Raw genomic sequence first — 25,561 nt, 5'->3', positions numbered from 1 at the left:
GAGAGAACATGTTTAACAAGATTCTGATTGCTAACCGTGGCGAGATTGCCTGCCGCATCATCAAGACTGCACGCAGGATGGGTATCCGTACGGTTGCGGTGTATTCCGAGGCGGATACCCGGGCGCGTCATGTCCGGATGGCAGATGAGGCGGTCCTGATTGGCCCTGCTAGCGCGAGGGAAAGCTATCTGGTGATCGAACGGATCATTGATGCTGCAAAACATACCGGTGCACAGGCGATTCACCCCGGCTACGGCTTCTTGTCGGAGAATGTGGCGTTTTGCGAGGCGTGCGACGCGGCCGGTCTGGTCTTTATTGGTCCACCTGCGCACGCGATCCGTTCCATGGGATCGAAGTCTCACGCCAAGCAGTTGATGGGCGATGCAGGCGTTCCGCTCACTCCCGGATATCACGGGGAGAATCAGGCACCCGCTTTTCTACATCAGCAAGCTGAGCAGATTGGCTATCCGGTTCTGATCAAGGCTGCGGCTGGCGGTGGAGGCAAGGGAATGCGTCTGGTCGAACAGTCCGGCCAGTTTCTGGACGCGCTGGCCTCCTGCAAGCGGGAAGCTGTCTCCAGCTTTGGTGATGATCATGTGCTCGTGGAGAAGTACATCACACGACCACGTCACATCGAGATTCAGATTTTTGGTGATACTCATGGCAATGTGGTTTATCTCTTCGAGCGGGATTGTTCGGTTCAGCGGCGCCACCAGAAAGTGCTCGAAGAGGCGCCGGCTCCAGGCATGACTCCTGAGAGACGTGCCGCAATGGGTCAGGCCGCAGTCGATGCTGCCAGAGCGGTGGGTTACGTCGGCGCAGGTACCGTTGAGTTCATCGCCAATCAGGATGGGTCCTTTTATTTCATGGAAATGAACACCCGGCTACAGGTGGAGCACCCAGTAACTGAAATGATCACCGGTCAGGATCTGGTCGAATGGCAATTGCGGGTGGCTAGTGGCGAACCCTTGCCCCTTGCACAAGAGCAGATCGTCATGAACGGCCATGCGCTAGAGGCGAGAATCTACGCCGAAGATCCAGACAGAGGGTTTCTGCCATCGACCGGCAGGCTGGTGCATCTTGAGCCGCCCGCAGAGAACCTGCACATTCGTGTGGATACCGGGGTTGAAGAAGGCGACGAGATCAGCCCACATTACGATCCCATGATTGCCAAACTGATTGTCTGGGACAGCGACCGGGACAGGGCGCTGGCGCGGATGTTGCAAGCGCTGGCTGACTATCAGGTCGTTGGTGTTTCGAACAACATCGACTTTCTGACTCGTCTGACGGCATGCCCGGCATTTTCCGGTGCGGATCTTGATACTGGACTGATCGAACGCGAACATGATTTTCTGTTCAGAAAGTCAGAACACATTCCTGATGATGTGTGGATGGTGGCCGCGCTGGCTCAGCTGACCACAGACACTGAACAGGCGCAAAGACGTGCTGCGCATACAGAAGAACCTTCATCTCCGTGGTACGTATCCGATGGCTGGCGCCTCAATCTTCAGGCTGAGCGCGAGTTTCGGTTTATGAGAGGATCGCTTGAGCGGGTGGTCAGAGTCGCCTACCAGGAAGATGGGTTCCTGATGGATATCAACGGCCAGTGTGTGCAGGTTCGCGCGCAAGGCGATGACAGGGGACGTCTGCAGGTTGATATCGATGGCAGACGCCGGGAAGCCAGTGTGATCGCTGTCGGGCACAAACGACATGTATTCCTGGATGGCCAGGCATGGGTGCTTGACCATGCCGATCCACTCGAACACGCGGCGCAAGGCAGTGTTGCTGAAGGGGGGCTTCTGGCACCCATGCCCGGAAAGGTGATTGCCCTGCTGGCAACCGAAGGTGCTCAGGTAGAGGAAGGCGCACCGCTTTTGGTGCTGGAGGCGATGAAAATGGAACACACCATCACCGCACCATTCGCAGGCACCTTGACGTCATTCAGGTATGCGGTGGGGGACCAGGTGGAAGATGGTGCCGAGATGGTGGAGCTTGAGCGTCATGTGCAAAGTGAGGCGGCGACAAATGCCTGAACTGACTCTGGAACACTTGCCCACGGATGTCCGGATCGTTGAGGTCGGTCCACGAGACGGGTTGCAGAACGAGAAGCAGCCCGTATCGACAGACATCAAGGTCGAGTTGATCGAGCGTCTGGCGCGTACGGGCTTGCGTACGATCGAGGCAACGGCATTTGTGTCGCCCAAGTGGGTCCCGCAAATGGCTGACAGTGCCGACGTGCTGACACGCTCGCTCGCTTTGCCGGGCACCAGCCATATCCAGTTTCCGGTGCTGGCGCCAAATTTGAAAGGACTTGAAGCGGCACTTTCGCATGGCGTGAGGGAGGTGGCTGTGTTTGGTGCTGCGTCGGAATCATTCAGTCACAAAAACATTAACTGTTCGATTGACGAGTCGCTTGCCCGTTTTGAGCCGGTTGCGAAGGCCGCACTGCAGGCCGGTGTCAGAGTCAGGGGCTATATCTCATGTGTTCTGGGTTGCCCTTACGAAGGAGAGGTGAGCCCGCAGGCAGTGGCAAAGGTGGCCCGAAAGCTGGCGGATATGGGGTGCTACGAAATTTCGCTGGGTGACACCATTGGAATGGGAACACCGCTGGCCACCCAGAAAATGCTCCAGGCAGTCGCAGCCGAGATTCCGATCGAGAGTATGGCTGGCCATTACCATGATACATATTCGATGGCACTGCCCAACATACTGGCCTCACTTGAGATGGGGGTGCGGGTGTTCGATGCATCGATCGGAGGATTGGGTGGGTGTCCCTATGCCGCTGGCGCCTCGGGAAATGTTGCAACCGAAGATGTGGTCTGGATGATGCACGGAATGGGTATCAAGACTGGAATTAATCTTGAACAACTGGTTGACACTTCTCGCTGGATCAACCGGCAAATTGGTCGGGAGCCTGCTTCCAAGGTTTCGCGCGCGTTGCTGGCCAGGACGGAGCAGAGTGTGTCGGCGTAGTAGAGCAATCCATCAGGATTGCTCTACATGGCAGGTCCACTTTTTAGCGACTGGCTGGACTCGGGTTTTTCAGGTGTTGACTATAAAGTTTTCATATCAGGGGGGGCGGAATGTATGCACTAAGTCTAGTGTTACTGCGATTGCTTCGATTTCCCTGATCCATCGTTTTCTTTTTTCATCATCATCACATCCAGGGGACTCTTGAAATCTAGGTGAATATCCCGTTGCGGGAACGCGATATTGATGTCGGCATCCCGGAATTTATTCAGGATTGACGCGTGAAGCCGTGTGATGACACTCAAACGGTTATCAAGATTGGCGAGATAAGCGCGCAAGTAAAGCATCAGACTATCAGAACCGAATGATTCGAAACTCACCAGTGGTGCCGGATCGGCGAGAATTTCCGGAATTTCCTTCGCTGCCTCATTTATCAGTTCCATTGCGCACTCGACATTGCTGTCGTACGAGATGCCGACAGGCAAGAGTATCCGGTTGAGACGATCACTGAGCGTCCAGTTGATCAACTGGCCAGTGATAAAGGTCTTGTTGGGAACGACCAGTTCCTGGCGATCGTAGTTTGTGATGGTGGTGGCGCGAATCTGGATCCGTGTGACAACCCCAGTGGTGTCATCGATCGTGACCACGTCCCCCACCCGGATTGGACGCTCGAACAGGAGAATGATGCCGCTCACAAAGTTTGCGACGATCTCCTGCAGCCCAAATCCCAGTCCCACACCGAGCGCTGCGATCAACCATTGCAATTTGTCCCACTCGACGCCCATGGTGCTAAATGACAGGAACACCCCGACGCCTGCGATGAAATATTGAGTGAGTGCCGTCAGCGCGTATCGGGCACCAGGATCAAGCGGCAGTCTCTGCAGCAGAATGATCTCCAGTAGTCCTGGAATGTTGCGTGCGGCTAATGTGGTTAGAACCAGAATAAAAAGTCCTGCAAGGATGTCAACCGTCGTCACGGGCATCAATTTGGCGAGTTCGCTGGCAGTTCCTGATCCATCGCCATAACCCAAAACGTTACGATTCCAGATGTCCAGTGCAGGTAGAAGATCAACCCAGATTGACCATGTTCCAAACAGAACCGCAAACACGAAACCGGTATGAACTAGCCGCTTCGATTGTTCACTCAGTGACTCGTAGTTAATCTCGGGCAACTGGGGGGTGAGCAGGCTGGAATCGCTGTCCGTCTCATCCTCACCTGGCTGTTGTGTCTGCGACATTTCTCTCTGACGTTCCCGCTTTCTTCTGTTGTCAGCGTGCTTGAGGTGCCTCGCCATGACATACAGCCAGCGAAGAATGAACTCGACGAGAATGTACAGACCAATCAGAAACCAGAGCGTCATCTGAACCCGGATTTCGAGTTGCACGGCCGTGTAGTGGTAGCCCGCCAGCGATAACGTGCCCAGAATGACGGGAATCAGCAGAAGTGCCGGATACCAGATGAAATGCAGCTGACTTACCCAGGATTTTGGAAAGTTGTCTTTCAGCAACGTTCGCAGGCAGCTACGGGGACCAAACAGTTGCCAGGTGACATACAGCCAGCCAAGTAGTAGCAGAATGAAGCTCAGGCTGCCGAGTGTCTGGATTGTCAGCGGAGGACTCGAAAGCGTGTACGCACCGACCAGAAAGCTCAGGATCGCCCCGAGGGGAAGGAACCATCGAAGCTGGGCTCGCACCTCACTGCAGATTTGGTCTGGCCAGCCGAAGTGACTGGAACCTACGCCGTTGGTTGCGGAAAATTCCTTGATCATTCCCAGCGTGAAAATCAGTGTGGCCGAACTGGTCAGGCCACTTGCGTAGGGTTGCGAAAGTGGGTCTGAAAACCCACGCATGACTGTAGAAATCAAGAGCAGCAACGCAGGTAATGGGGCCGCTCGTATCAGGTGTGCACCGATACCTTTGACAGTCAAATTGATCGAGTCTGTACCAATGTGTCGCACGGCCAGGCTCAGATGAGCAAGCTCACGCGCTGCCCAGCTGCGTCTGCTGATGACTAGCGCGAATGCCAACAGGGTGGCAAGTACTTGAAACGGAAATTCACTGATGTATTGTTTCCATGACTCACCGAGTTGTACGATCCCTTCACCACTGGTTAGCCATGGCTGCCAGGGTCCGGTTCGGGAAGATACGATCTGCAATGCACTCGTGCTCGGCATCCAGAACAGCTGCTGTTCGATGTACGTACCGTAATCTCGGGTCAGTCTTTCCAGTTCTGCCTGTGCAGCGTCCAGCGCTACCAGTTGGTTGATGTGGCGGCTCCATGTACTTTGCAGTTCCGCAAGGGAGTTTCTATAAGCCGAAACAACCTCTTCAGTCTGCCGCTCCAGTTGCCCGCGCTCGAAAGAGGAGAGATCGGCTGCGTGGCGCCCGATCAGTGATTCGATCTCACTGGCTTGATGTTCCAGTGTCCGGATCTGGTCGTCAATTTCCAGCTGTCGCTGGGTTGCGTCCGCAATCTCATCATCGCGTTCCGCCCGTAGGGCATGAAGCCCGGCCAGGCGAGGGAGCTCGGCGAGTCGGCTGCGCAGCGTGCTGCTGATCGAGGCATTGTGTCCGACAATTGCGATTCTTTGCCTGATCCGTTCATAATCTTCGCGCAAGGACGTTCTCAATGCCAGCAGCTCTCTCAACTGGAAGTCCATTGACTGTTCTGATTGCAGTATCGTTTCGAGCTCCATGCGCAGGGCCGTGTTCTCGCTGGCCAGCGCAGCAATGCCGTCTGGCAACTCCGTCGTCAAGTCCTGCAGTGCGTTCGCTTGTTCACGGGCCTGCCTGGCGATTTCCTGTCTGCGTTCCTGAATGACAGATGCAAGGTTGGCGGCCTCAGTGCGCAGTCGCGTAATCTGGGCACTGGCATGGTCTCGTTCTGCCTGGGCCAGGTTGCTGAGCGTGACCTGGTTGGCCAGGGTCAGGCTGTTGTAGTCAATTTCAGCCTGGTAGAGGCGTTGTCGTGCAATCAGGTTTTGCCGGCGGGCCAGCACACTTGCCTGACCTGAGGATTCAGAAAGGGTGGAGAGTTCAATTGCGATTTGTTCGAGTGCCGCTTTGCGGTCTGTCAAAAGCGTGTTGAGTGACTGGGTCGCACCCAGCAGCCGGGACAGTCTGGCTTGCGCTGACTGATACGATTGTTGGGCTTGGGTCAGTCTTTGCGTCAGCTCTAGCTGCTCAAGCTCGAGTTGCTCCAGTCTCATGGGACCAAAATCGCCATGGGTTCGTGGTTGTGGAGCCGTCCTCTTCTGTTCGGCCAGATCTGCTATTCGGTCTGCTGCAAGCAACAGTGTTTGCTCAAGCGTCTGAATCTGTTCGTTGATGGTCAGAAGACTACGAAGGTCGGCGATGCTCTGGTCGTAAGACTTGAGTAGTGCAGCCCGTTCGCTGTCGGACAGGGTGGTTGAACTTGAAACGCCTTCTCGTTGAGCGAGCATGTTTTCAACGGTCAAAGCCTGATTTGAAGGGTCCGTACCCAAGGTCTGGCTTTTAACTGCAGGCAGGTAGGCAAGGAGTGCGCAGAGTAACGACAACACTCCCCAGAGCCAGATCGATCTAGGTTTGACTGAGGGTGTCAGTGCTCTGGATGATCCTGTAAGTGACCATCTTCTGACATTGGTTCTGCACATCGCCGGGATGACCTTGCTTGAGTACGTGCCAGCCCCATGCTGGGCCACGTATTGCAGTCACTATAAGCCAAGTGCAGCCAATTCACGAGAGACCCGCTGGCGCGGCCCGGCCTTGCAAAGCGTGTTTGTTCCCCGTGATGCCTGTCGGGCTATATGAGGTGAATGTCTGGCTAGCGGTCAGGACGAGGCAGAGAATGAAAATCCCCACCCGACGATATTTATCGCTTTGGGGTGGGTCAGCGTCCTGTCAATGACGCGGGGGCAGTGCTTGATCAGGATTGCATATCCGCCAGTACCAGACGTTTGCTGCGTTTGCGATTCTGAGAGCTTTCTGACTCGGTAGATGCGTGTGCACGGGATTCCTGCACATTGTTCTTGATACCGAGAGATTCGGCACGCTTGCGCCAGAGCTTGCGGGCAAGTTGCTGCATGTCCTCAATCTTGTCGCCTTCGTCGACAATCTCGATACCCAGAAGGGTCTCGATCACGTCTTCCATGGTGACCAGGCCTTGCGTTTCACCATACTCACCCACCACGATGGCAACATGTTGACGTTTGTCCAGAAAAAGCTCTAGCAAATTCGACAGTGAGGTGGTCGCGGCTACGGCAACGATGTCACGTCGAAGCTCGGAAATCGGCCGATGGCCAGTTCCACGGGTTTGTGCGATGAGCAGATCCTCGCGTAGAACAAAGCCCGACACCGAGTCCAGATCTTCGTCGAAGACCGGGATACGAGAAAATGGGACTGTCATGCGGTATTGCAAGGCGTGTTCAATTGGCATTGTTTGTGGCAAAGCCGCCACCACCGTGCGCGGCGTCATGATGTCCTGCGCACGCAGGGATCCAAAGTGAAACAGGTTGCGGATGATTCGTGATTCGCGATCGTTGATGTGGCCCGCTTCCTTGCCGATATGAGCCATGGCAATGAATTCGTCGCGGTTAAACACATGGACGTCACGCCCTTTGGTCACCATTCTTGTGATTTTTTCCGAGACGACGATCAGTGGATAAAGAGCCTTTATCATCAGATTGACCACTACAGCCGTAGGCGTGGTCAGTGACCGCCAGTAGACGGCACCCAGAGTTTTGGGCAGGATCTCAGACAGAAACAGGATCAACAGTGTCATGATCGCCGAGAACAGGCCAAACCAGGCACTACCGAACACAGCGTTGGCTTTGGCGCCCGCGCCAATCGCGCCCATCGTGTGGGCAATCGTGTTCAAGGTCAGAATAGCGGCCAGGGAGCGATCAATGTTCTCGCCTTTGAGGCGTTTGATCAGGACGGCTTTCTTGGGGCTGACACCCTCAAGGCCGGCGATGTAGGTGGGCGTGATGCTCAGCAGGACGGCTTCTGCGATGGAGCATAAAAACGACACAGCAAGAGCTGAGAGAACAAATACGATGAGCAGGAGTATGTCCTGGTTCATTGTCGTTGAGGCTACTGCAGAGGTTGCCTCTGTCTGGGCGAACACTGGAGCTGCGAACAGCCCGAGACCAGTTGTGGTCAATATAGAAAGGGTTTTGGTTAAGGTATACGGTCGAGGCTCAGGGTCTTTCATATGTTGCGTGAAGGTGTCACGCCAATAATTGAGGAAAACAAAGCGTAGCAAAACTTTTACGCCGTGTCAGTCATATGAGGTAATGAAACTATATTTCAAGGGTATTTTCTAGCTCGCCTATAAGACTTTGTACAGTCAGGTGTCCATTGTGCGCCGTACTCGCTCCGGGTTCTCTTCATAGGGAGGGCTGTAGATGACCAGCAGCCTCACAGGAGTGTCGCTGGTCACTTCAAACTTGTGCATTGCGTCGGCAGGAAAGAAACAGGTGTCCCCTGGCTGCATCTCGAAGCTTTCTCCCTCAACTTCCACGTGCGCGCTTCCCTCAAGAAGGTAGCAGACTTGCTCGATTCCGGGATGCGCGTGGGGTAGTGCACCGCCAGACTTGCCTAAAGTGCCAAGCAGTACTTCGACGTGTCTGGCCCCTACTGTTTCTCGAGAAATCAGGCGCTGATTCTGGGTATGCGTGTGGTTCGCGGGCTGATACGGCGTGATGTCCTGGGCTCGCACAAGATACTTGGGCATGTCGTTTCTCCGATCGGTTTGATAAGTGTTGTATTAAGTGGACACTTTTTGCGGGATCAGAGCAAGCTTTGTCGAATGCTTTGCGTTCCTGGCGCGTCCTGTGGGGCGAACCCCTTTGCCTGTCTTGCAGGGGTACCAGGGTCCCGAGGGAACCCTGGGCTCAGCCGTTCAGAATCTTTGCGTAGCCTCAGCCAACCGTGTCATGCCAGATGTTGCGTGCCCAGCCCCAAGCGTACTGTCCTTCCAGTGCGCTGGGTTCTGGAGACAGTCCTCCCGAGCCCGGCACCGTTCTGAAGGTGGCTTCGTCGGCAACATACTGGTGCACACTTGCAACATGAACGACGTCGTTTGCATTGACGAAACTGTAGCAAGTGTTGGTCACGACAGGATGCGGATTGATGTCCAGATCATGCAGCTCACACACAATCGCGGCGGCGGTGACCTTGGCTTGCTGGTTAGCCATATGGCCGGACTTCGGCATGCCAGGAGCGACTTGAATAGAATCGCCGACCACATGAATGTCCTTGACCAGTGCCGATTCGAAGTTCAGGAACTTTACCTCTGCCCAGCGATTGTTGATGTTCGCGAGTCCCGCTTTGCGTACGATGTCGCCAGCGTGCATTGGGGGCAATACATTCAAAACGTTCGCCTGGAAGTCATCGGCCAGTTCAAACTTGAGAGTACGGTTCTTTGCATCAATGCCAACTACCTTGTGCTGGGGACGATAGTCGATCAGACCAGCGTATTCATTGGCCCACGCCGCCTTGAACAGCTTGCCTTTCGAGGTAACGTCATCGTTGGCATCGAACACTACGATCTTTGAGCGTGGCTTGTGTTGCTTGATGTAGTTTGCAACCTGACAGGTACGCTCGTAAGGACCAGGCGGGCATCGGTAGGGCGCAAGCGGAATGCTCAGCGCAAAGATACCGCCATCCGGCATTTCGGCAAGCTGACGGTGCAGGGCCACTGTTTGCGGACCAGCCTTCCATGCCTGGAGCGTGACACCTTGCGCATTGGCCTGTTCAAGGCCCTCAATCGCCTCGAAATCCATGCCAATGCCTGGTGACAGGACCAGCTTGTCATAGGCAATCGTTTGTCCACTGGCGGTCTGAACCGCTTTCTTGTCCGGGTCAATCTGTGTCACGGTGTCGTGAAGCAGCGTGACACCGTGTTCTCTGGCCAGACCGGAGTAAGGGGTTGTGAGTGTCCCGATTTGTGTATTACCACCAACCACCAGGTTTGATAGCGGGCACGAGATGAAGTCCTTGTTAGGTTCGATCAGGGTGACGCGGATGCCGCCATTTGAAAGAATGCGTATGTAACGGGCCGCTGTCGCACCACCGTAACCTGCTCCGACCACCACGACATGAGCCTTGTTCTGTTTGGCGTGCGCAAATGCCAGCTTGCTGGAAAGCACACCTGAACCGAGTAAAGCGGCGCTTTGACCGAGAAATAGACGACGATTCATGTGGTGCTCCTTCAATTCTTTGTGCCGAGTACTTCGGCCACGATCTTGATTTGTTCTGTTGTGTAGCCCTTGGCTAGCTGAGGCATGATCGTGCCCGGTAGATCGCTCTCCTTGTAACCGAGCAGTTTCTCCTGGATCTGGGCAGTTGTCAGCCCGTTGATAGCAGGGATGCTGTCGCCCGCCACGCTGACGCCGTTTGTTCCGTGACAGTTGGCACAGGTCGCTGCCAGGCTTAGCCGATAGATGGTCTGGGCATCGAGGGAGTTGTCGTGCGCCTGAGAGGGTGAAGCCAGAGCGGCGAGAGCGATGATCAGAGCGGGCAGACCAAGGGTCTTGGCTAACCTGTGTGCCATGGAAGTCTCCTGTTGCGAATTCCCGCAGACCGGGCAGGCCTGAGGGTCATGTATATGACGGTCAACCTGCATTATCTAGGCCACACCCGTGCGTGTGATTCATGCGCAAGGAGATCGTAATAACGATATGACTCACGGTTTGGGTTAGCCAGCCATCGCCGATGTCGGCTGGGGCGGCTTGCTAGTGAACGCTCCCACGCATCATGCTGCGCATGGATGCGGGGTTTCACTCTCCACGTCCTGAAAAGCGATGATCTTCCACAGGGTCGAGAGGGTGACCGGCGTTCTCGGTCCAGAGCGGGAACTTCTGCCCGTCTCTGGCGCAGGGGGCGTTTCTGCCCTTGCGTTCTTGACGCTCGTGCTGGTCCACCCAGTCGTGTGCACGAATGTTGCGACTTGCCTTCAGATCCGCGTTATAGCGTTTGCCGCTGGGATTGCCGCGGGTCAGGGTGGCCAGTTCATAGCGCGATTGATCGCGTTTTAACCTGACCCGAGCCATCACAGGCCTGGCTCAATCAGACCCCGTGTTCCTTGAACCAGGCAAGACACTTGTCCCATCCGTCCTTTGCGGCCTGTTCACGGTAACTTGGCCGGTAGTCAGCGTGAAACGCGTGTGGCGCATCTGGATAGATGACGAACCGGGATGCCGCGGCGGCCGGGTTGTCCCTGGCCTTAAGCAGGGCATCTTGCATTTGTTGTACTGTTGCGAGCGGTATGCCTGTGTCTTGAGCACCATATAGTCCGAGTACCGGTGCTTTGAGATCCCTGGCGACATCAACCGGATGCAACGGAAAACTGTCACTCGCGTCACCAACCAGACGACCATACCATGCAACGCCCGCCTTGAAAGTGGGAATCTGCGCGCATGCCAGCCATGTAATTCGACCACCCCAGCAGAATCCGGTGATACCGACACGTTCCATGTCACCGCCATGGCCCTGGGCCCACTCCAGTGCACCGCGAATGTCATCCATTACCTGTGCATCCGGAGTCTGTGAAACGATCGTCTTGATGATGTCCGCAACTGATTCCAGCCTGGAGGGATTGCCTGCGCGCTCAAAGAACTCGGGTGCAATGGCCAGGTATCCCAGTTTGGCAAATCGACGAGCAACGTCAGCAATGTGCTCGTGCACACCAAAGATTTCGCTGGTCACCACAATGACAGGCACCTTGCCACTACTTTGCGCCGGCTGGGCAACATAGGCGTTGATTTCACCGCCTTTGACCGGCAGTTTGATCTGCCTTGCGTTCAAGCCGTCTGTATCAGTTGTGATGATGTTCTGGGCTGAAACAGGCTGGGCGGCCAGTGCAAAGCCGGCCAACAAGCCGACTGCAGATGTGTTTCTCAGAAATGCTCGTCGATTCAGACAGGACGTCCCGCCAAGTGCCCGCCCGTCTTCAAACCACTGCTGTCCTTGCAAGTCTTCTTTGCGCTGCTTGTTCGTCATGGTCATTCTCCGAAAATTGGGTCGGTAATATGTTCGTTGGCAGGAAAACCGGATTATTCCGAACATTCGTGCCGGATGGCCTGTATTTTGATCCCTGGTCAGAGCGAGCTGAACGCTGCCTAGCCATACTGTGACAGCGTAATCCCGGATTTGATCCCTGAGCTAGGGTTTACGAGAGGAAAGGCAGTCGTGCGGTTATATTGCTTCTGGAAATGAAGTTATTTCGATTGGTTTTTCAGGGTCGGGCGTTCCCAGTGCATTCCTGGCATGATGGTGAGTTCGGTTCTGTGGGTGACTTTTAGGGGTGAAATGCATCAGAGACGACGGATGCTGGTCCAGCTAACGGCTTTAACTGGCTTGATGGTGAGTGCCGGACTTCTCAGTCCTGTCAGGGCACAGGAATGGAATGCGGCTGCCTTCAAGGCTAAGACCGTAGAGGATGTGCTCAAGGTTCTGGATTCGGAGCAAGCGCCAGAAGAGTCATCGATGGTCAAGTTAAGTGCGCCGGATGTCGCAGACAACGGGGCGCTGGTGCCAATCGGGGTCGAGACTTCTCTGCCCGCGACAGAGTTGGCGATCCTTGTTCAGAAGAATCCCAGTCCACTGGCTGCACTCTTCAAGTTGCCGCCGGGAACGGAGTCGTATGTCATGACTCGAGTCAAGATGAACGAGTCTTCGCGAGTTTACGCGCTGGCCAAGGTAGATGGGCGCTGGCTGATGACGTCCAAGGAGGTCATGGTGACGCTTGGTGGTTGTGGTGCGTGATTTTTCGTACTTGCAGGAAAACCCTTTTGGTCTGAGAAAGGAGGGTGCGATATGACCAATCCGATGCGTATTCGTGCAACCATTGACGCGAGTGGTGTTGTCAATGTCAAAGTGTTGATGCGCCACATCATGGAATCCGGTCAGCGCAAGGATGATCAAGGCAAACTGGTTCCCGCCTGGTATATCGAGACAGTGCAAGCCAAGGTTGGTGATGATCTTGTGTTTGAAGCGATGCTGGGCCCTGCTGTTTCCAGGGACCCGTTTTTCAACTTCAAATTCAAAGGCAAGCCCGGTGACATACTCACGCTTTTCTGGAAGGACAGCAAGGGTGAGTCACGTACGGACAGCGTCAAGATCAGCACCTAGTCGGTACGGGTTTCAGCTGACAACATTCAGTGGCAGACCGGACTTGAACGCCTCGAGATTCCTGGTCAGGCCTCGCGCCAGTCCTGCCAGTCCATCGCGGGATGCCCAGGCAATGTGTGGGGTGATCAGGAGGTTCGGATGCTCGCACTTGAAGATTGGCTCGGAGCCGTTTGGTGGTTCAACAGACAGAACATCGAGTGCTGCGCCACCAAGATGACCGCTTTCCAGGCCATCGATGAGCGCATTTTCGTTGATGAGTGCCCCGCGAGAGGTATTGATCACCAGGCAACCTGGCTTCATGCGCGATACCTCGGCCTGCCCGATCATACCCGTCGTCGCCGGTGTGAGTGGGCAGTGCAGGCTAATGGCGTCACTGCGAGCGATCACCTCTTCGAACCTGTGGTAGCCATCGCGTAGCGACGCGCGGCCTCTGTGTTCGGCAAACAGGACGTTCATCCCCAGCGCGCTTGCCATGCGGGCGACTTGCCCACCGATTGCACCGTTGCCAAATATGCCAAGCGTGCAATCCTTGAGATCGAGGATGGGCTTGTCATGCACACAGAAATGTTTCGATGTGTGCCAGCCGTTACGACCGATCTGTGCGTAGCGGATAAGGTTGCGGCGTAATGCAAACAGGTTGCCAATGACGCATTCCGCCACGCTGTGGCTCGCATAGCCCGGCACATTGACGACAGTGATGCCGCGTTCCCTGCATGCTTGCAGATCAATACAGTCATAGCCTGTTGCGGCGACACAGATTAGCTGAAGTTTTCGACACGATTGCAAGATAGCAGGCGTGATACGAATCTTGTTGGTGATGCAGACATCGGCATTTTCCAGCGCAGCCACGACGGCTTGCGTCGTCTGCTCGGTTGCAGGGCAATTCACCCATTCAGTCACCCAGGCTGGGTGCTCGACCGGATGAGGTAGTGTGTCACTGTCGAGAAAAACAACTTTCATCAGATATGCTCGATGCTGGGCTTTGATTGTGGGGCGGCATTGTCTCACCGCGACGAGATGAAGAAATGCTCACAGCGCGAACTCCTTCTAACGCGGACTGTCCGAGAGATTTGTTCATGGCAGGCATATTGCAGTATCCCGGGCGATGCTGCAAGCTTGATTTCCGTTTCGGAGGTCATCCAGAGCCCTGAGTTATAGCGTCAATGCTTGTTCATCGCTTGAAGGGGTAGTTCTTCGCGGATAATCCTCAGTCAATGAGTGTAAACAAGTCGATGTCTTTGGTGCAGGGCAGTGATGATTGTTCAAAGATTGTTGGGGTAATGAGGCCATGGTGTATTCGGTCGCACGCAATGTGCCGGGTTGTGTTCAGGTAAGAGGGGGTCTGGTTTGAGGCGCCCAGGAGTTAACAGAAATCTTGGCATGTCCTTGCTGGCTGGCGTCGTGGCCGTGGCTGTGCTGGTCATGCAATGGCTTGACATGCCAGCCCGCAACGCAGATGCGTCGGGGAGTATCTCGGCGTCGACGCAGTCGGCCAGCTCCAGTGAGGGGCAGTACAGTCTGCATGGACAGGTCACGAATGTGACTGATGGTGATACGCTGCAGATTCAGGTCATTGATGGCGGCAGTTTGCAGCGGTCGGGGCGCCAGCGAGTCCGCCTTGCAAGTGTGGATGCGCCTGAGCGAACCACCTCACCGGAGCGACCTGGTCAGCCATTTGGCAACGCAGCCAGGCGATTTCTGAGTGATCGCGTTCATGGGAGGACGGTGACCTTGACCTGTTTTGAGCAGGATCCTTACGAGCGGCATATCTGTGATGTTCCGGATCCGCGTGAGCCGGGCGTGACAGTCAATCAGCTCCTTGTGACTGAGGGAATGGCATGGGCCAACATGGAAGGTCGGGGTAGATTCTTGCGCGATGAGTCTCTGATCGGATTGCAGGACCAGGCAAAGAAGCATAAGCGTGGTCTATGGGCGGAGCCAGATCCGGTTCCCCCATGGGTGTGGAGGTATCAGTGCTGGAGAAACGGGGTGTGTGAATGATGAGGCGCAAGTTATCTCGCCTGGTTGCTATCGGATCCGTTACAGCCACATTGTTGGTGGTGTCCGGGTGTGGTCAGCAGGATCCTGTCAATAGTCCTTATGAGGCGGGCGCGTTGTCCGAGAATGCGCTTTACACAGCCTTCACACAGCGCTCTCCCAAGTACCTGGATCCGGCCAGGTCTTACTCGACGGATGAGACCCCCTACACGTACAACATTTATGAGCCGTTGTATGGCTATCACTATCTGAAGCGCCCGTACGAACTGATCCCCCGCGCAGCTGAGGCAGTTGTCGAACCCGTCTATCTGGACGCTGACGGCAATGTGCTCGATCCTGAAACAGACCCTGAAAAGATTGCCCATAGTGTCTATGAGATCAGCATCAAGCCGGGCATTTTCTTTCAGCCGCATCCAGCGTTTGCACGCCAGCCTGACGGAAGTTACACCTACTTCCCGATGACGCGTGAGCAACTAGGTCAGCGATTTTCGATTCCAGAGTTTGAGCAGACAGGAACACGCGAACTGACTGCACATGACTATGTTTATGCATTTCGCCGTCTGGCCAGCCCAAGGATTGCGTCGCCGATTTACTCAACCCTTGCGCAGCACGTTCAGGGGTTTGCCGAGTACGGGCAGCAGTTGCGTGAAGTGGACGAGGCACTTCGCGAGAACATCCCTGCCGGGCAGAAAGAGCTTCCCTGGCTGGATTTGCGCGAGTACGCGTTCGACGGGGTGACGGCACTGGATGATCACACACTGCGTATCAAGGTCAAAGGTAACTATCCTCAGTTCAGGTACTGGTTGGCGATGACGTTCACGGCACCGGTTCCATGGGAGGCTGATCGTTTTTACAGTCAGCCTGGCATGGAAGATCACAACTTGTCACTCAACACCTGGCCGGTCGGAACAGGACCGTACATGATGGTCGAGTCGTTGCAGAATCGCCGTCACATCCTGCAGCGCAATCCGAATTTCCGGGGTGAACCGTACCCGTGTGAAGGCGAGCCAGGGGATCGGGAAGAGGGCCTGCTGGATGACTGTGGCAAGATGACGCCGTTTATTGACCGCCTTGTGTTCAATATCGAGAAAGAAAGTATTCCTCTGCAAGGCAAATTCATGCAGGGCTATTACGACCTGCCTCAGGCTGACAGAGGAGACTGGGGTGTAGCCATGCTGGTGGCAGCAGGGGATTCTACCGAGAAGGCAGCCCTGTATGCAGAGCACGAGATCCAGCTGCCAACGACTGTGGAAGCCACAATTTATTACTTTGGGTTCAATTGGCTCGATCCTGTTGTGGGGCACGGCGACACGCCCGAGCAGCAGGAGAAGAACCGCAAGCTGAGACAGGCGCTGAGCATTGCGTTCAACTGGGAAGAGTATGTCGCGATCTTCCAGGACAGTCAGGCTCAGGTGGCCTACGGTCCAGTTCCTCCCGGTATTCTCGGGTATCAGGAGCCACCAGAGGGTATTAACCGGGTTGTCTATGATGTAGTGGACGGAATGGCAGTGCGCAAATCGCTGGATGATGCGCGTCGCCTGCTGGCAGAGGCCGGTTATCCGAACGGACGGCACGAGGAAACTGGAGAGCCGCTGGTGCTGTATTTTGATTCAGCAGCTGGTGCGGGAGGTTCAAGTCCAGCGCTTGACTGGATGAGGCGTCAGTTTGGTCATCTTGGCGTGCAACTCGATATCAGAGCGACTGACTACAACCGGTTTCAGGAGAAGATGCGTAACGGGGCGACGCAGATGTTTATGTGGGGCTGGGTGGCCGATTACCCAGACGCCGAAAACTTTCTGTTCCTGCTCTTTGGGCAGCAGGCGAAGGTCCAGCGCGGTGGGGAGAATGCATCCAACTACGTCAATCCCCGATACGACGAATTGTTTCTTAAAATGCGAGACATGCCCGATGGACCTGCGAAGGCGGCCATCATCGACGAGATGATCTCGATTGTTCAACAGGATGCGCCCTGGATGTTTGGTATGTTTCCCAAGTCAGGCGGTGCTTATCAGCAGTGGGTGTCAAACGCCAAGCCGACACAGATGGTCCGCAATACCTTGCAGTACATCAGGATCGATCCTGCGCTTCGGGCCCAGAAAATACGTGAATGGAACCAGCCGGTCTGGTGGCCTGTGCCGGTACTTTTGATTGTGCTGGGCCTGCTGGTCTGGCCAGCCTGGCGCGCAGTCAGGCGGCAGCGATACCGAACGGCAGTGAGTCAGGATGATCAGAGGAGGGGGCGCTCATGATCGGTTACATCGTACGCAGGCTCATGTATGGCGTGCTGATCCTGATCGGTGTGAACCTGATCACATTCGTTTTGTTCTTTGCCGTCAATACGCCAGATGATATGGCACGCCTGGCCATTGGCGGCCAGCGGGTCAATGCGGAAGCGATCGAGAAGTGGAAGGCTGAAAGAGGCTATGACAAACCCCTGTTCGTCAATGACCAGGCGCAAGGCATGGCCAGCCTGACAGATACGGTCTTCTACCAGCGTTCGGTACCATTGCTAAGGTTTGATTTTGGGTTGTCTGATGGCGGTCTGGATATTGGACACGAGATCAGGACCCGGATGTGGCCTAGTCTCGCGCTGGCCATCCCCAGTTTTGTGCTGGGCATCATGGCCAGTATTGCGTTCTCTCTGCTGCTGGTGTTTTTTCGGACAACGCGACTGGACTTCTGGGGGGTCGTTCTTTGCGTTGTGATGCTGTCGGTCTCGGGACTGTTCTACATCATTGCCGGACAATGGTTGTTTGCCAAAGTGCTCAGGCTTGTCCCGTATTCCGGTTTCATGGAAGGCATGGACATGTTCAAGTTCCTTGCGTTGCCCATACTGGTGGCGATTGTGACGCGACTGGGTCCCGAGGCGCGTTTCTACCGAAGCATTTTTCTTGAAGAAGTGAGCAAGGATTATGTGAGAACTGCCCGAGCGAAAGGACTAAGTGAGCGAGTAGTCCTGTTCAGGCATGTGCTCAGGAACGCCATGCTTCCAATCCTGACCGGGACGGTGTCGGCTTTGCCGCTCTTGTTCATGGGTAGTCTGATCGCTGAGTCATTTTTCGGTATACCGGGGCTTGGAAGCTACACCATTGATGCGATCAATGCGCAGGACTTCTCGGTTGTTCGGGCCATGGTTTTTCTAGGGTCGGCACTCTATATAGTAGGACTGATCATGGCCGATATTTCATACTCTCTGGCTGACCCACGAGTGAGGTTCGAATAACCATGCCCAAGTTCGTGATTCTGTGGACGGATGCGGCTCTGTTCGCGCTGGTCTTGCTGGTTCTCTTTTACGCATGGCGGGTCAGTCGATCCGAGAGTGCACGTGCAACCTGGCTGAAAGTGCTGCAGCGCGCTCCAGCAATGTGCTCGGCGGTCATTCTGGTGTTTTTTGTGGCAGTGGCACTACTCGATTCAGTCCATTTTCAGCCACGCTTACCTTCGCCTGAAGGTGAGTCGGCCAGTGCGTCGGTTGTCTATTCACCGAATGTGGTTTCACTACTCGACTATCTGCTCGATGACACTGCCTTGCTTCATAAAGAAAAGACCTATTCGGCACCTCTGGCATGGCAGCAGTTCACCAAAGAGTCCATCCTGAAGGAAGGGGGAGAGACGATCCGGGACTTCCCGCGGCTCCGGTTTGGGGGAAGTCATCTGGACGACCCGCAACAGCAGTGGCTGGGAGATGTGCTTTATCGTGCGTCTGTGGGGGCAATGGCTGGACTGGCGGCTGGTCTGTTACTGATGCTTGGGGTAACTGCTTTGATCCGGCGATCGCGGATCCGAGCTAATTCTCGCCACCCGAACCCAGTTACGCTAGTGGCCATTCTGGGTGAGATATGGAAAGGTCAGTGCGACATTCCCTGGCGTGCCATGCTGTTGACGACGCTGGTGGTGGCAGTCCTGTTGGGTATGACTTTTGGGCTGGCTAGCGGATACCACGTGCTGGGAACGGATCGGACAGGTAACGACGTACTCTGGCAGGTACTTAAAAGTATCCGCACAGCCTGGGTGATCGGTAGCCTGACGACGGTCGCGATGCTCCCCCAGCCATCCTCTTTGGCCTGGCCGCAGGATACTTCAGAGGGTGGGTAGACGACGTGATTCAGTACATTTACACGACTCTGACGTCCATTCCGGGGGTGTTGCTGATCGCAGCGTGCGTACTCATGATGCAAGTCTATATTGATACACACGCAGATTTGTTTCCGACCAGTGCTCAACGAGCCGATCTACGTCTGTTTTTGCTGTGCATGATACTCGGCCTGACGGGCTGGGCAGGCTTGTGCCGGTTGCTTCGGGCAGAGGTGATGAAGCTGCGTGAACTGGAGTACGTCCAGGCGGCCAGGGCTTTTGGTGTCTCGCATCTCAGGATCATGGCGCGCCACTTGCTTCCAAATGTGATGCATATCATTCTGATCACGCTGGTGCTGGAGTTCTCTGGACTGGTTCTCTACGAGGCTGTGCTGTCGTATCTGGGGATTGGCGTGGATCCGACCATGAACTCGTTTGGCACCATGATCGACAAGTCTCGAATGGAAATGTCTCGCGATCCCATGGTCTGGTGGGGTTTGCTTGCGGCGTTTGTGTTCATGCTAACCATGGTGCTGGCCGCCAATTTGTTCGCCGACGGCGTACGGGACGCGTTCGATCCTCGAAGCAGGGTCTTGCGGCCAACTCGTCTGAAACGTCGCCACCAACAGACAGTGCAGGAGGGCAAATGAGTAGCGTACCGGCCATTCTGCAGATACGTGATCTGTCGATTGAGATCGATCATGACACGGCAGTCAAGTACGCGGTCCGCGAGCTTGCTATGACCGTACACAAAGGTGAAACATTCGCGCTGGTAGGAGAGTCTGGCTCTGGAAAGAGCATGACCGCGTTGTCGATCTTGCGGTTGTTGCCCGAGGCACTTGAGATCGTCAGCGGGCAAGTTGAGGTTGAGGGGGAAGACATCAACAGGTTGCCTGAGATCGCGATGCAGCGCATCCGTGGGGGGCGCGTTGGCATGATTTTTCAGGAGCCCGGAACTAGCCTGAACCCGGTGATGCGCGTTGGCGATCAGTTGCTTGAAACTATCCGGATTCATACCGGTTTGAGTGCCAAAGATGCGCGCGAGCGCGCAATTCACTGGCTTGATCGGGTTGGCATACCTGATCCTGCTGTCCGGATTGACGACTTTTCGTTTCAGTTCTCTGGCGGCCAGAAGCAGCGGATCATGATCGCTATGGCACTTGCTGCCGAGCCGGTTTTACTGGTTGCCGACGAACCAACGACCGCGCTCGATGTCACTGTGCAGGCTCAGATTCTGGATCTGCTTGCCGATATCCAGAAAGAGTTTGGAATGGCGGTCCTGCTGATCACGCACGATCTGGCGATCGTCAGGAAGGTTGCTGATACGGTCGCTCTCATGCGCTACGGCCAGATTGTGGAAACGGCCCCGGCGAAGGCGTTCTTTGAGGCGCCGCGACATCCCTACGCAAAAGAGCTTTTTGATGCGATTCCAACTTTCGAGAAACGAGGCCGTGCACTGTCAGCTGAAGGTCGACTCAGGGCTCAGCCGAGATCTGCCGAGAGCTTACCGGTCTCAGAGGAGAGTGGAGTTGATTCTCGTCTCACGCAAGCCGAAGGACAACAAGTTGTGCTGTCGGTCAAGGATCTGCATGTGGGGTATCCCATTCGAAAAGGCTGGCTCAAGCGGATTGTAGGCGTCAACGAAGTGGTCAGGGGAGTGAATTTCGAGTTGCAGCGAGGCAGGACACTTGCCTTGCTTGGTGGTTCCGGATGCGGCAAGACCACTGTCGCTAAAACATTGCTCAGACTTCTGGATGGCACTGCCAGGGTCAAAGGTGATGTGAAACTCGACGGGATTGATCTTCTGGGAGCACGAGGCAGTGCATTGGCTCAGTTACGGTCGAAAATTCAGATCGTGTTCCAGGATCCGTTTGCGTCACTGGATCCTCGTATGCGGGTCGGAGAAATCCTGGAGGAAGGGATTGCCGCTTTGAAGCCAGACGTGTCAAGGGAGCATAGGCAGCAGCGAATCGAAAAACTACTCGAGAAAGTAGGTCTGCCAGTTGATTCCGCTATGCGCTTCGCACATGAGTTTTCAGGAGGTCAGCGCCAGCGCATCGCGATTGCAAGAGCATTGGCAGTGGAACCTCAGGTGCTGATACTGGATGAACCCACTTCGGCATTGGACGTATCCGTTCAGGCTCAGATTCTGGATCTGTTGACAGATCTTCAGGTAGAGACCGGGATTGCCTATTTGTTCATCACCCACAACTTCGGGGTAGTTGAGTATTTTGCCGACAGGATCGCGATCATGGATCAAGGTCGTTTTGTGGAAACAGGTTCGGCGGCTCATGTTCTGCTCAAGCCGCAACACGCGGTCACGCAGACGTTGTTGTCTGCGGTGCCACGTCTGACATTTGGTCCGCACTGAGCAGTACTGACCAAACAGGTCACAAATCCAATCGAGATCAGTCAGCCAGATAGCGGTATTGCGGTCAAGCCGTCTGCTCTGAATGGGGACGGTTCTGATGTCAACCAGTTGTGGCCGGTGTTGCCTCGTACTCCCAAGACTGTTCGACTGCGTGACAGGCAACTTGTGTCTGGCCTGGACCTTGGAGATTGATCAGCGTAGGTGCCAGCTGCTTGCAGAGGTCCCTTGCCAGTGGGCAGCGAGGGTGAAAAGTGCATCCAGATGGAGGCTGTAATGGATTGGGCACCTCGCCTGCAACAGGCGTTCTGCTGGCCCCTTTGCCCTCAATGTCCGGGATCGCCGAGATCAGCATCTTGGTATAAGGGTGGCGTGGATTCTCGAACAGTTGGTCACGCTCTGCAATCTCCACAATGCGGCCCAGATACATGACACCGACCCGATCGGCGACGTGATGGACCACCGCCAGGTTATGGGAAATGAACAGGTAAGTCAGACCCAGATTTCGCTGCAGGTCTTTCATGATGTTCAGGACCTGGGCCTGAACGGATACGTCCAGAGCCGATGTCGGTTCATCACAGACCAGAAATTCGGGTTTGACCGCGAGGGCACGGGCAATCGAGATTCTCTGGCGCTGTCCGCCAGAGAACTGGTGCGGATACCGTTGCTTGTCTGCCGGGTCAAGGCCGACCTGGGTCAGAAGCTCGTCAACACGGGCATCTTGCTCGGCCACGGTCATGGATGTATGGGCTTTGAGAGGCTCAGCGATGATCCGGCCAACACGCCATCTAGGATTCAGACTGGCGTACGGGTCCTGAAAGATCATCTGCAGCCGCTTTCTGAGTGCTTTACCTTTCGGGCCCTGCAGGGTGGAGATCGATTCCCCGTCGATCTTGATTTCACCGCGAGTCAGTGGATACAGCCCAACGAGCAGTCGTGCCATGGTGGATTTGCCACATCCAGACTCGCCAACCAGTGCCAGTGTCTCGCCACGGTTGATGCTGAACGAGACGCCATCGACGGCTCTGAGCATGATTCTGGGCTTGCCCGATAGCACCCGTTCGAGCCATGGGGCCGAGACATCAAACCAGCGTGCAGCGTCCTTGACCTCGACCAGTGGGGCTTGATTGGTGGTCATGGTGTTGCTCCTTCGAACAGCCAGCAGGCTGCCTGCGATGCCCCGGCTGTCACGAGTTCGGGACGATCGATCGTACATTTATCATAGCGTTGCGTACATCGTGGATTGAATGCACAGCCGCTAGGGATTGCATTCAGACGGGGCATGCTGCCATCAATCTGCACCAGTCGTTCGGTGTGCTTTTTCATATTGGGAATAGAACCCATGAGTCCGATCGTGTAGGGATGTTTCGGTTCATGGATGACATCCTGGACCGCACCGATCTCTGCAACCCGGCCGGCATACATCACAACCACCCGGTCCGCTGTCTCTGCAATGACTCCCATGTCGTGCGTGATCAACATGACTGCTGCGGAATGTTCGCGACAGAGCTTTTTGAGTAACTCGATGATCTGTGCCTGAATAGACACATCCAGCGCGGTCGTTGGCTCGTCCGCCACAATGAGCTTGGGCTCGGCTGCGAGCGCAAGTGCTATCACAACACGCTGTCTCATTCCTCCGGAAAACTGGTGCGGGTAATGGTCGATCCGCTGGCGCGCAGCGGGTATGCCTGTGGACTCGAGCAAGTCGACGGCTCGTTCGCGCGCCTGCGCGTACGTATACGGTAGGTGGGTGGTGACTGTCTCGGCGATCTGATGGCCCACCGTATAGAGAGGATTGAGAGAAGTCAGCGGATCCTGAAAGATCGCACCAATCTCACGGCCCCTGATCAGTCGCATCTGGGCATCCGAAAGCTGATCAATCCGTCGTCCAGCTAGCAGAATCTCGCCCGCGCTGACATGTCCGGGTGGCTCGAGCAGTCCGATGATGGCCGCGCCAGTCATTGACTTGCCTGCACCAGACTCGCCAACAACGCCTACTATCTCGCCTGCCTTGATGCTGAAAGACACATCGTCTAGCGCCCGTAGCGTGCCGCGACGGGTAGGGAACTCAACACTCAGATGTCTGAGTTCAAGAATGTCGCTCATATCTCGCCCTCAGTTCAGTTTTGGATTGAGTGCATCACGCAGCCAGTCGCCAAGCAGGTTGACCGAAAGCACCAGCAGCACCAGGGCAATGCCGGGAAAGATGGTCACCCACCATTCTCCCGAGAACAGGAAGTCGTTTCCGACCCGAATCAGTGTGCCTAGCGAAGGCGAGGTTGGAGGAACGCCGACGCCAAGAAATGACAGGGTCGCCTCGGTAATGATCGCGGTTGCCAGATGTACCGTTGCGAGCACCAGAACAGGACCTGTCACATTAGGCAGCACGTGCCGGAACATGATAACGGGCGATGAAATACCGATCACTTTGGCAGCCTGAACGTACTCACGGTTTTTTTCCACCATCGTGGAGCCCCGCACTGTACGCGCGTACTGCGGCCACCCCGCCAGTGCAATAGCACCGACAAGGACTGGAAACGCAATGATGTCATGCATTTCGTTCGGAACAACTGCTCTGGCTACACCATCAATAAGTAATGCGATCAGAATGGCCGGAAATGAGAGTTGTACATCCGCAACCCGCATGATGAAGGCATCAAGGCGACCACCAAGGTAGCCCGAGAGCAGTCCAAGAACGATGCCTATCAGCATGGAAATAATCACCGAAGCCAGTCCGATCAGGAGCGAAACCCGGGTGCCGTACATCAGGGCCGATAGCATGTCTCGTCCCTGACTGTCTGTTCCAAGAGGAAAGACCGGGTCAGCACCAGGACTCCAGATAGGCGGCTTGAGCGAATCCATCAGATTCAGCGTGGCAAGATCGAATGGATTGTGAGGAGCAATGATTGGCGCACCAAACGCTGCGATCATCATGACCACAAAAATGAAAGTGGAAATCATTGCAAGCCATGAATGCCTCCACGACCAGGCAATATCGCTGTCCCAGAAACGTTGCCAATTGTTCATTAATGTCCTCCAGCCTTGCCCATACCGACGCGCAGCCTGGGATCCACAACAAAGTACAGCAGGTCAACAATCAGGTTGATGACCACAAAAATCAAGGCAATCAGGCACAGGTAAGCTGCCATGACAGGGATGTCGACAAACTGGACCGCCTGGATGAACAGCAAACCCATTCCAGGCCATTGAAAAACGGTTTCTGTCACGATCGCGAAAGCAATGATGCCGCCGAGTTGCAGGCCGGTGATGGTGATGACGGGTACCAGGGTGTTCTTGAGTGCGTGTCCGAAATGAATCGCCCGCTTGGTCAGGCCTCGTGCTTTGGCGAACTTGATGTAATCCGTACGCAGCACTTCAAGCATCTCGGATCGGACCAGGCGAAGCACCAGCGTGAGCTGGAACAGAGACAAGGTTATCGAGGGCAAGATGAGATGCTTCCAGCCACTGGCGGTCAGTAGCCCGGTGGTCCACCATCCGATTCGCACGACTTCTCCGCGTCCGTAACTTGGTAGCCAGCCCAGTTGTACAGAAAAGACCAGAATCAGCAAGATGCCAATCAGAAATGTGGGTAACGAGATACCCACCAGCGAAAAGGCTAGTACCGCATTGGCGGTGGCACTTTTGGGGCGCAGGGCAGTATAGACACCAAGCGGCACGCCCAGTACCAGCGCAATGATCGCGGCAGCCATAGCAAGCTCAAGGGTCGCAGGAATACGAGTTAGCAGCATTTCAGAGACAGATTGTCCCTGACGCAACGAGATTCCAAAATCTCCTTGAACGGCATTGAGAACGAAGTGATAGAACTGGACAACGATGGGCTGATCCAGACCGAGTTCCTGCGTCAGGCGCACTCTGTCTGCATCGGTTGCGTCCTGTCCGAGCATGATGGACACCGGGTCGCCGACATACTGGAATAGCATGAAGGCGATCAGGCTGACCACAAGCATGACGACAGTTGCCTGGATAAGCCGTTTGACGATGAAAGCAAACATGGGAATTGGCAAAAGGGCCCGA

Annotated in this window: 20 protein-coding genes and 1 pseudogene; 9 read left to right on the top strand and 12 right to left on the bottom strand. The window is 55.3% G+C overall.

Going from position 1 to position 25,561, the window contains the following annotated elements; all coding sequences use genetic code 11:
- The first annotated feature begins 8 nt into the window (after positions 1-8).
- Positions 9-2,033 (top strand): acetyl/propionyl/methylcrotonyl-CoA carboxylase subunit alpha, encoded by a 2,025-nt coding sequence (locus tag DBV39_RS09320; RefSeq protein ID WP_108621303.1) that lies wholly within the window; start codon positions 9-11, stop codon positions 2,031-2,033.
- Positions 2,026-2,973, top strand: coding sequence for a hydroxymethylglutaryl-CoA lyase (locus DBV39_RS09315; protein ID WP_193853059.1), 948 nt, complete (start codon positions 2,026-2,028; stop codon positions 2,971-2,973). Before DBV39_RS09320 ends, DBV39_RS09315 begins: the two co-directional genes overlap by 8 nt.
- Before the next feature lie 131 nt (positions 2,974-3,104).
- On the opposite strand, the gene DBV39_RS09310 is transcribed toward DBV39_RS09315, so the two are convergent.
- The 7 genes from DBV39_RS09310 to DBV39_RS09280 form a co-directional block, all read right to left on the bottom strand.
- Entirely contained in the window at positions 3,105-6,413 is a 3,309-nt protein-coding gene (locus DBV39_RS09310) for a mechanosensitive ion channel domain-containing protein (RefSeq protein WP_159078886.1), read from the bottom strand.
- Between the two features lie 464 nt (positions 6,414-6,877).
- Positions 6,878-8,032 (bottom strand): CNNM domain-containing protein, encoded by a 1,155-nt coding sequence (locus DBV39_RS09305; protein WP_227870879.1) that lies wholly within the window; start codon positions 8,030-8,032, stop codon positions 6,878-6,880.
- 267 nt (positions 8,033-8,299) lie between these two features.
- Positions 8,300-8,686 carry a cupin domain-containing protein gene (locus tag DBV39_RS09300; RefSeq protein WP_108621300.1) on the bottom strand — a complete coding sequence of 129 codons (387 nt, stop codon included), beginning with the start codon at positions 8,684-8,686 and terminating at the stop codon, positions 8,300-8,302.
- 187 nt (positions 8,687-8,873) lie between these two features.
- The gene (locus tag DBV39_RS09295) at positions 8,874-10,154 is read right to left on the bottom strand and encodes an NAD(P)/FAD-dependent oxidoreductase (RefSeq protein WP_108621299.1); all 1,281 of its coding nucleotides are present in this window, start codon (positions 10,152-10,154) and stop codon (positions 8,874-8,876) included.
- 11 nt (positions 10,155-10,165) lie between these two features.
- Entirely contained in the window at positions 10,166-10,507 is a 342-nt protein-coding gene (locus tag DBV39_RS09290; RefSeq protein WP_108621298.1) for a c-type cytochrome, read from the bottom strand.
- Between the two features lie 226 nt (positions 10,508-10,733).
- Positions 10,734-11,006 (bottom strand): hypothetical protein, encoded by a 273-nt coding sequence (locus DBV39_RS09285; protein ID WP_108621297.1) that lies wholly within the window; start codon positions 11,004-11,006, stop codon positions 10,734-10,736.
- 16 nt (positions 11,007-11,022) lie between these two features.
- Positions 11,023-11,955, bottom strand: coding sequence for a dienelactone hydrolase family protein (locus DBV39_RS09280; RefSeq protein WP_108621296.1), 933 nt, complete (start codon positions 11,953-11,955; stop codon positions 11,023-11,025).
- A 309-nt stretch (positions 11,956-12,264) separates the two neighbouring features.
- On the opposite strand from DBV39_RS09280, the gene soxY reads away from it, so the two are divergent.
- Together soxY and soxZ are read left to right on the top strand one after the other, a co-directional pair.
- Complete coding sequence (soxY, locus tag DBV39_RS09275; protein WP_108623199.1) at positions 12,265-12,720, top strand: thiosulfate oxidation carrier protein SoxY; 456 nt, start codon at positions 12,265-12,267, stop codon at positions 12,718-12,720.
- Between the two features lie 51 nt (positions 12,721-12,771).
- Entirely contained in the window at positions 12,772-13,086 is a 315-nt protein-coding gene (gene soxZ / locus DBV39_RS09270; RefSeq protein ID WP_108621295.1) for a thiosulfate oxidation carrier complex protein SoxZ, read from the top strand.
- Between the two features lie 12 nt (positions 13,087-13,098).
- On the opposite strand, the gene DBV39_RS09265 is transcribed toward soxZ, so the two are convergent.
- The gene (locus DBV39_RS09265) at positions 13,099-14,046 is read right to left on the bottom strand and encodes a D-2-hydroxyacid dehydrogenase (RefSeq protein WP_108621294.1); all 948 of its coding nucleotides are present in this window, start codon (positions 14,044-14,046) and stop codon (positions 13,099-13,101) included.
- A 420-nt stretch (positions 14,047-14,466) separates the two neighbouring features.
- On the opposite strand from DBV39_RS09265, the gene DBV39_RS09260 reads away from it, so the two are divergent.
- The 5 genes and pseudogenes from DBV39_RS09260 (at position 14,467) to DBV39_RS09240 (ending at position 21,529) form a co-directional block, all read left to right on the top strand.
- A complete protein-coding gene (locus DBV39_RS09260) occupies positions 14,467-15,087 on the top strand; it encodes a thermonuclease family protein (RefSeq protein ID WP_108621293.1) in 621 nt (206 codons plus the stop codon).
- Positions 15,084-17,333, top strand: a complete 2,250-nt coding sequence (locus DBV39_RS09255; RefSeq protein ID WP_193853058.1) for an ABC transporter substrate-binding protein — start codon at positions 15,084-15,086, stop codon at positions 17,331-17,333. Before DBV39_RS09260 ends, DBV39_RS09255 begins: the two co-directional genes overlap by 4 nt.
- Positions 17,330-18,307, top strand: a complete 978-nt coding sequence (locus DBV39_RS09250) for an ABC transporter permease (protein ID WP_108621291.1) — start codon at positions 17,330-17,332, stop codon at positions 18,305-18,307. Before DBV39_RS09255 ends, DBV39_RS09250 begins: the two co-directional genes overlap by 4 nt.
- Positions 18,308-18,309: 2 nt before the next feature.
- Positions 18,310-19,808: pseudogene (locus DBV39_RS09245) on the top strand (ABC transporter permease).
- On the top strand, positions 19,805-21,529 hold the full coding sequence (locus tag DBV39_RS09240; RefSeq protein WP_108621290.1) for an ABC transporter ATP-binding protein: 1,725 nt from the start codon (positions 19,805-19,807) through the stop codon (positions 21,527-21,529). The pseudogene DBV39_RS09245 and the gene DBV39_RS09240 overlap by 4 nt, the downstream one beginning before the upstream one ends.
- A gap of 100 nt (positions 21,530-21,629) precedes the next feature.
- Here DBV39_RS09240 and DBV39_RS09235 read toward each other — a convergent pair whose 3' ends face one another.
- The 4 genes from DBV39_RS09235 to DBV39_RS09220 are packed head-to-tail and all read right to left on the bottom strand — an operon-like array spanning position 21,630 to position 25,539.
- Entirely contained in the window at positions 21,630-22,664 is a 1,035-nt protein-coding gene (locus tag DBV39_RS09235; protein WP_108621289.1) for an ABC transporter ATP-binding protein, read from the bottom strand.
- Complete coding sequence (locus DBV39_RS09230) at positions 22,661-23,632, bottom strand: ABC transporter ATP-binding protein (RefSeq protein WP_108621288.1); 972 nt, start codon at positions 23,630-23,632, stop codon at positions 22,661-22,663. The genes DBV39_RS09235 and DBV39_RS09230 overlap by 4 nt, the downstream gene beginning before the upstream one ends.
- Positions 23,633-23,641: 9 nt before the next feature.
- Positions 23,642-24,553 (bottom strand): ABC transporter permease, encoded by a 912-nt coding sequence (locus DBV39_RS09225; protein WP_108621287.1) that lies wholly within the window; start codon positions 24,551-24,553, stop codon positions 23,642-23,644.
- On the bottom strand, positions 24,553-25,539 hold the full coding sequence (locus DBV39_RS09220; protein WP_108621286.1) for an ABC transporter permease: 987 nt from the start codon (positions 25,537-25,539) through the stop codon (positions 24,553-24,555). Before DBV39_RS09220 ends, DBV39_RS09225 begins: the two co-directional genes overlap by 1 nt.
- Positions 25,540-25,561 lie beyond the last annotated feature (22 nt).

This window comes from Orrella marina, from assembly GCF_003058465.1.
GTDB classification, from domain to species: Bacteria; Pseudomonadota; Gammaproteobacteria; order Burkholderiales; family Burkholderiaceae_B; genus Algicoccus; species Algicoccus marinus.
Note: the sequence above shows the minus strand (reverse complement) of the source record. Positions and strands in the feature narration are given on the sequence as shown.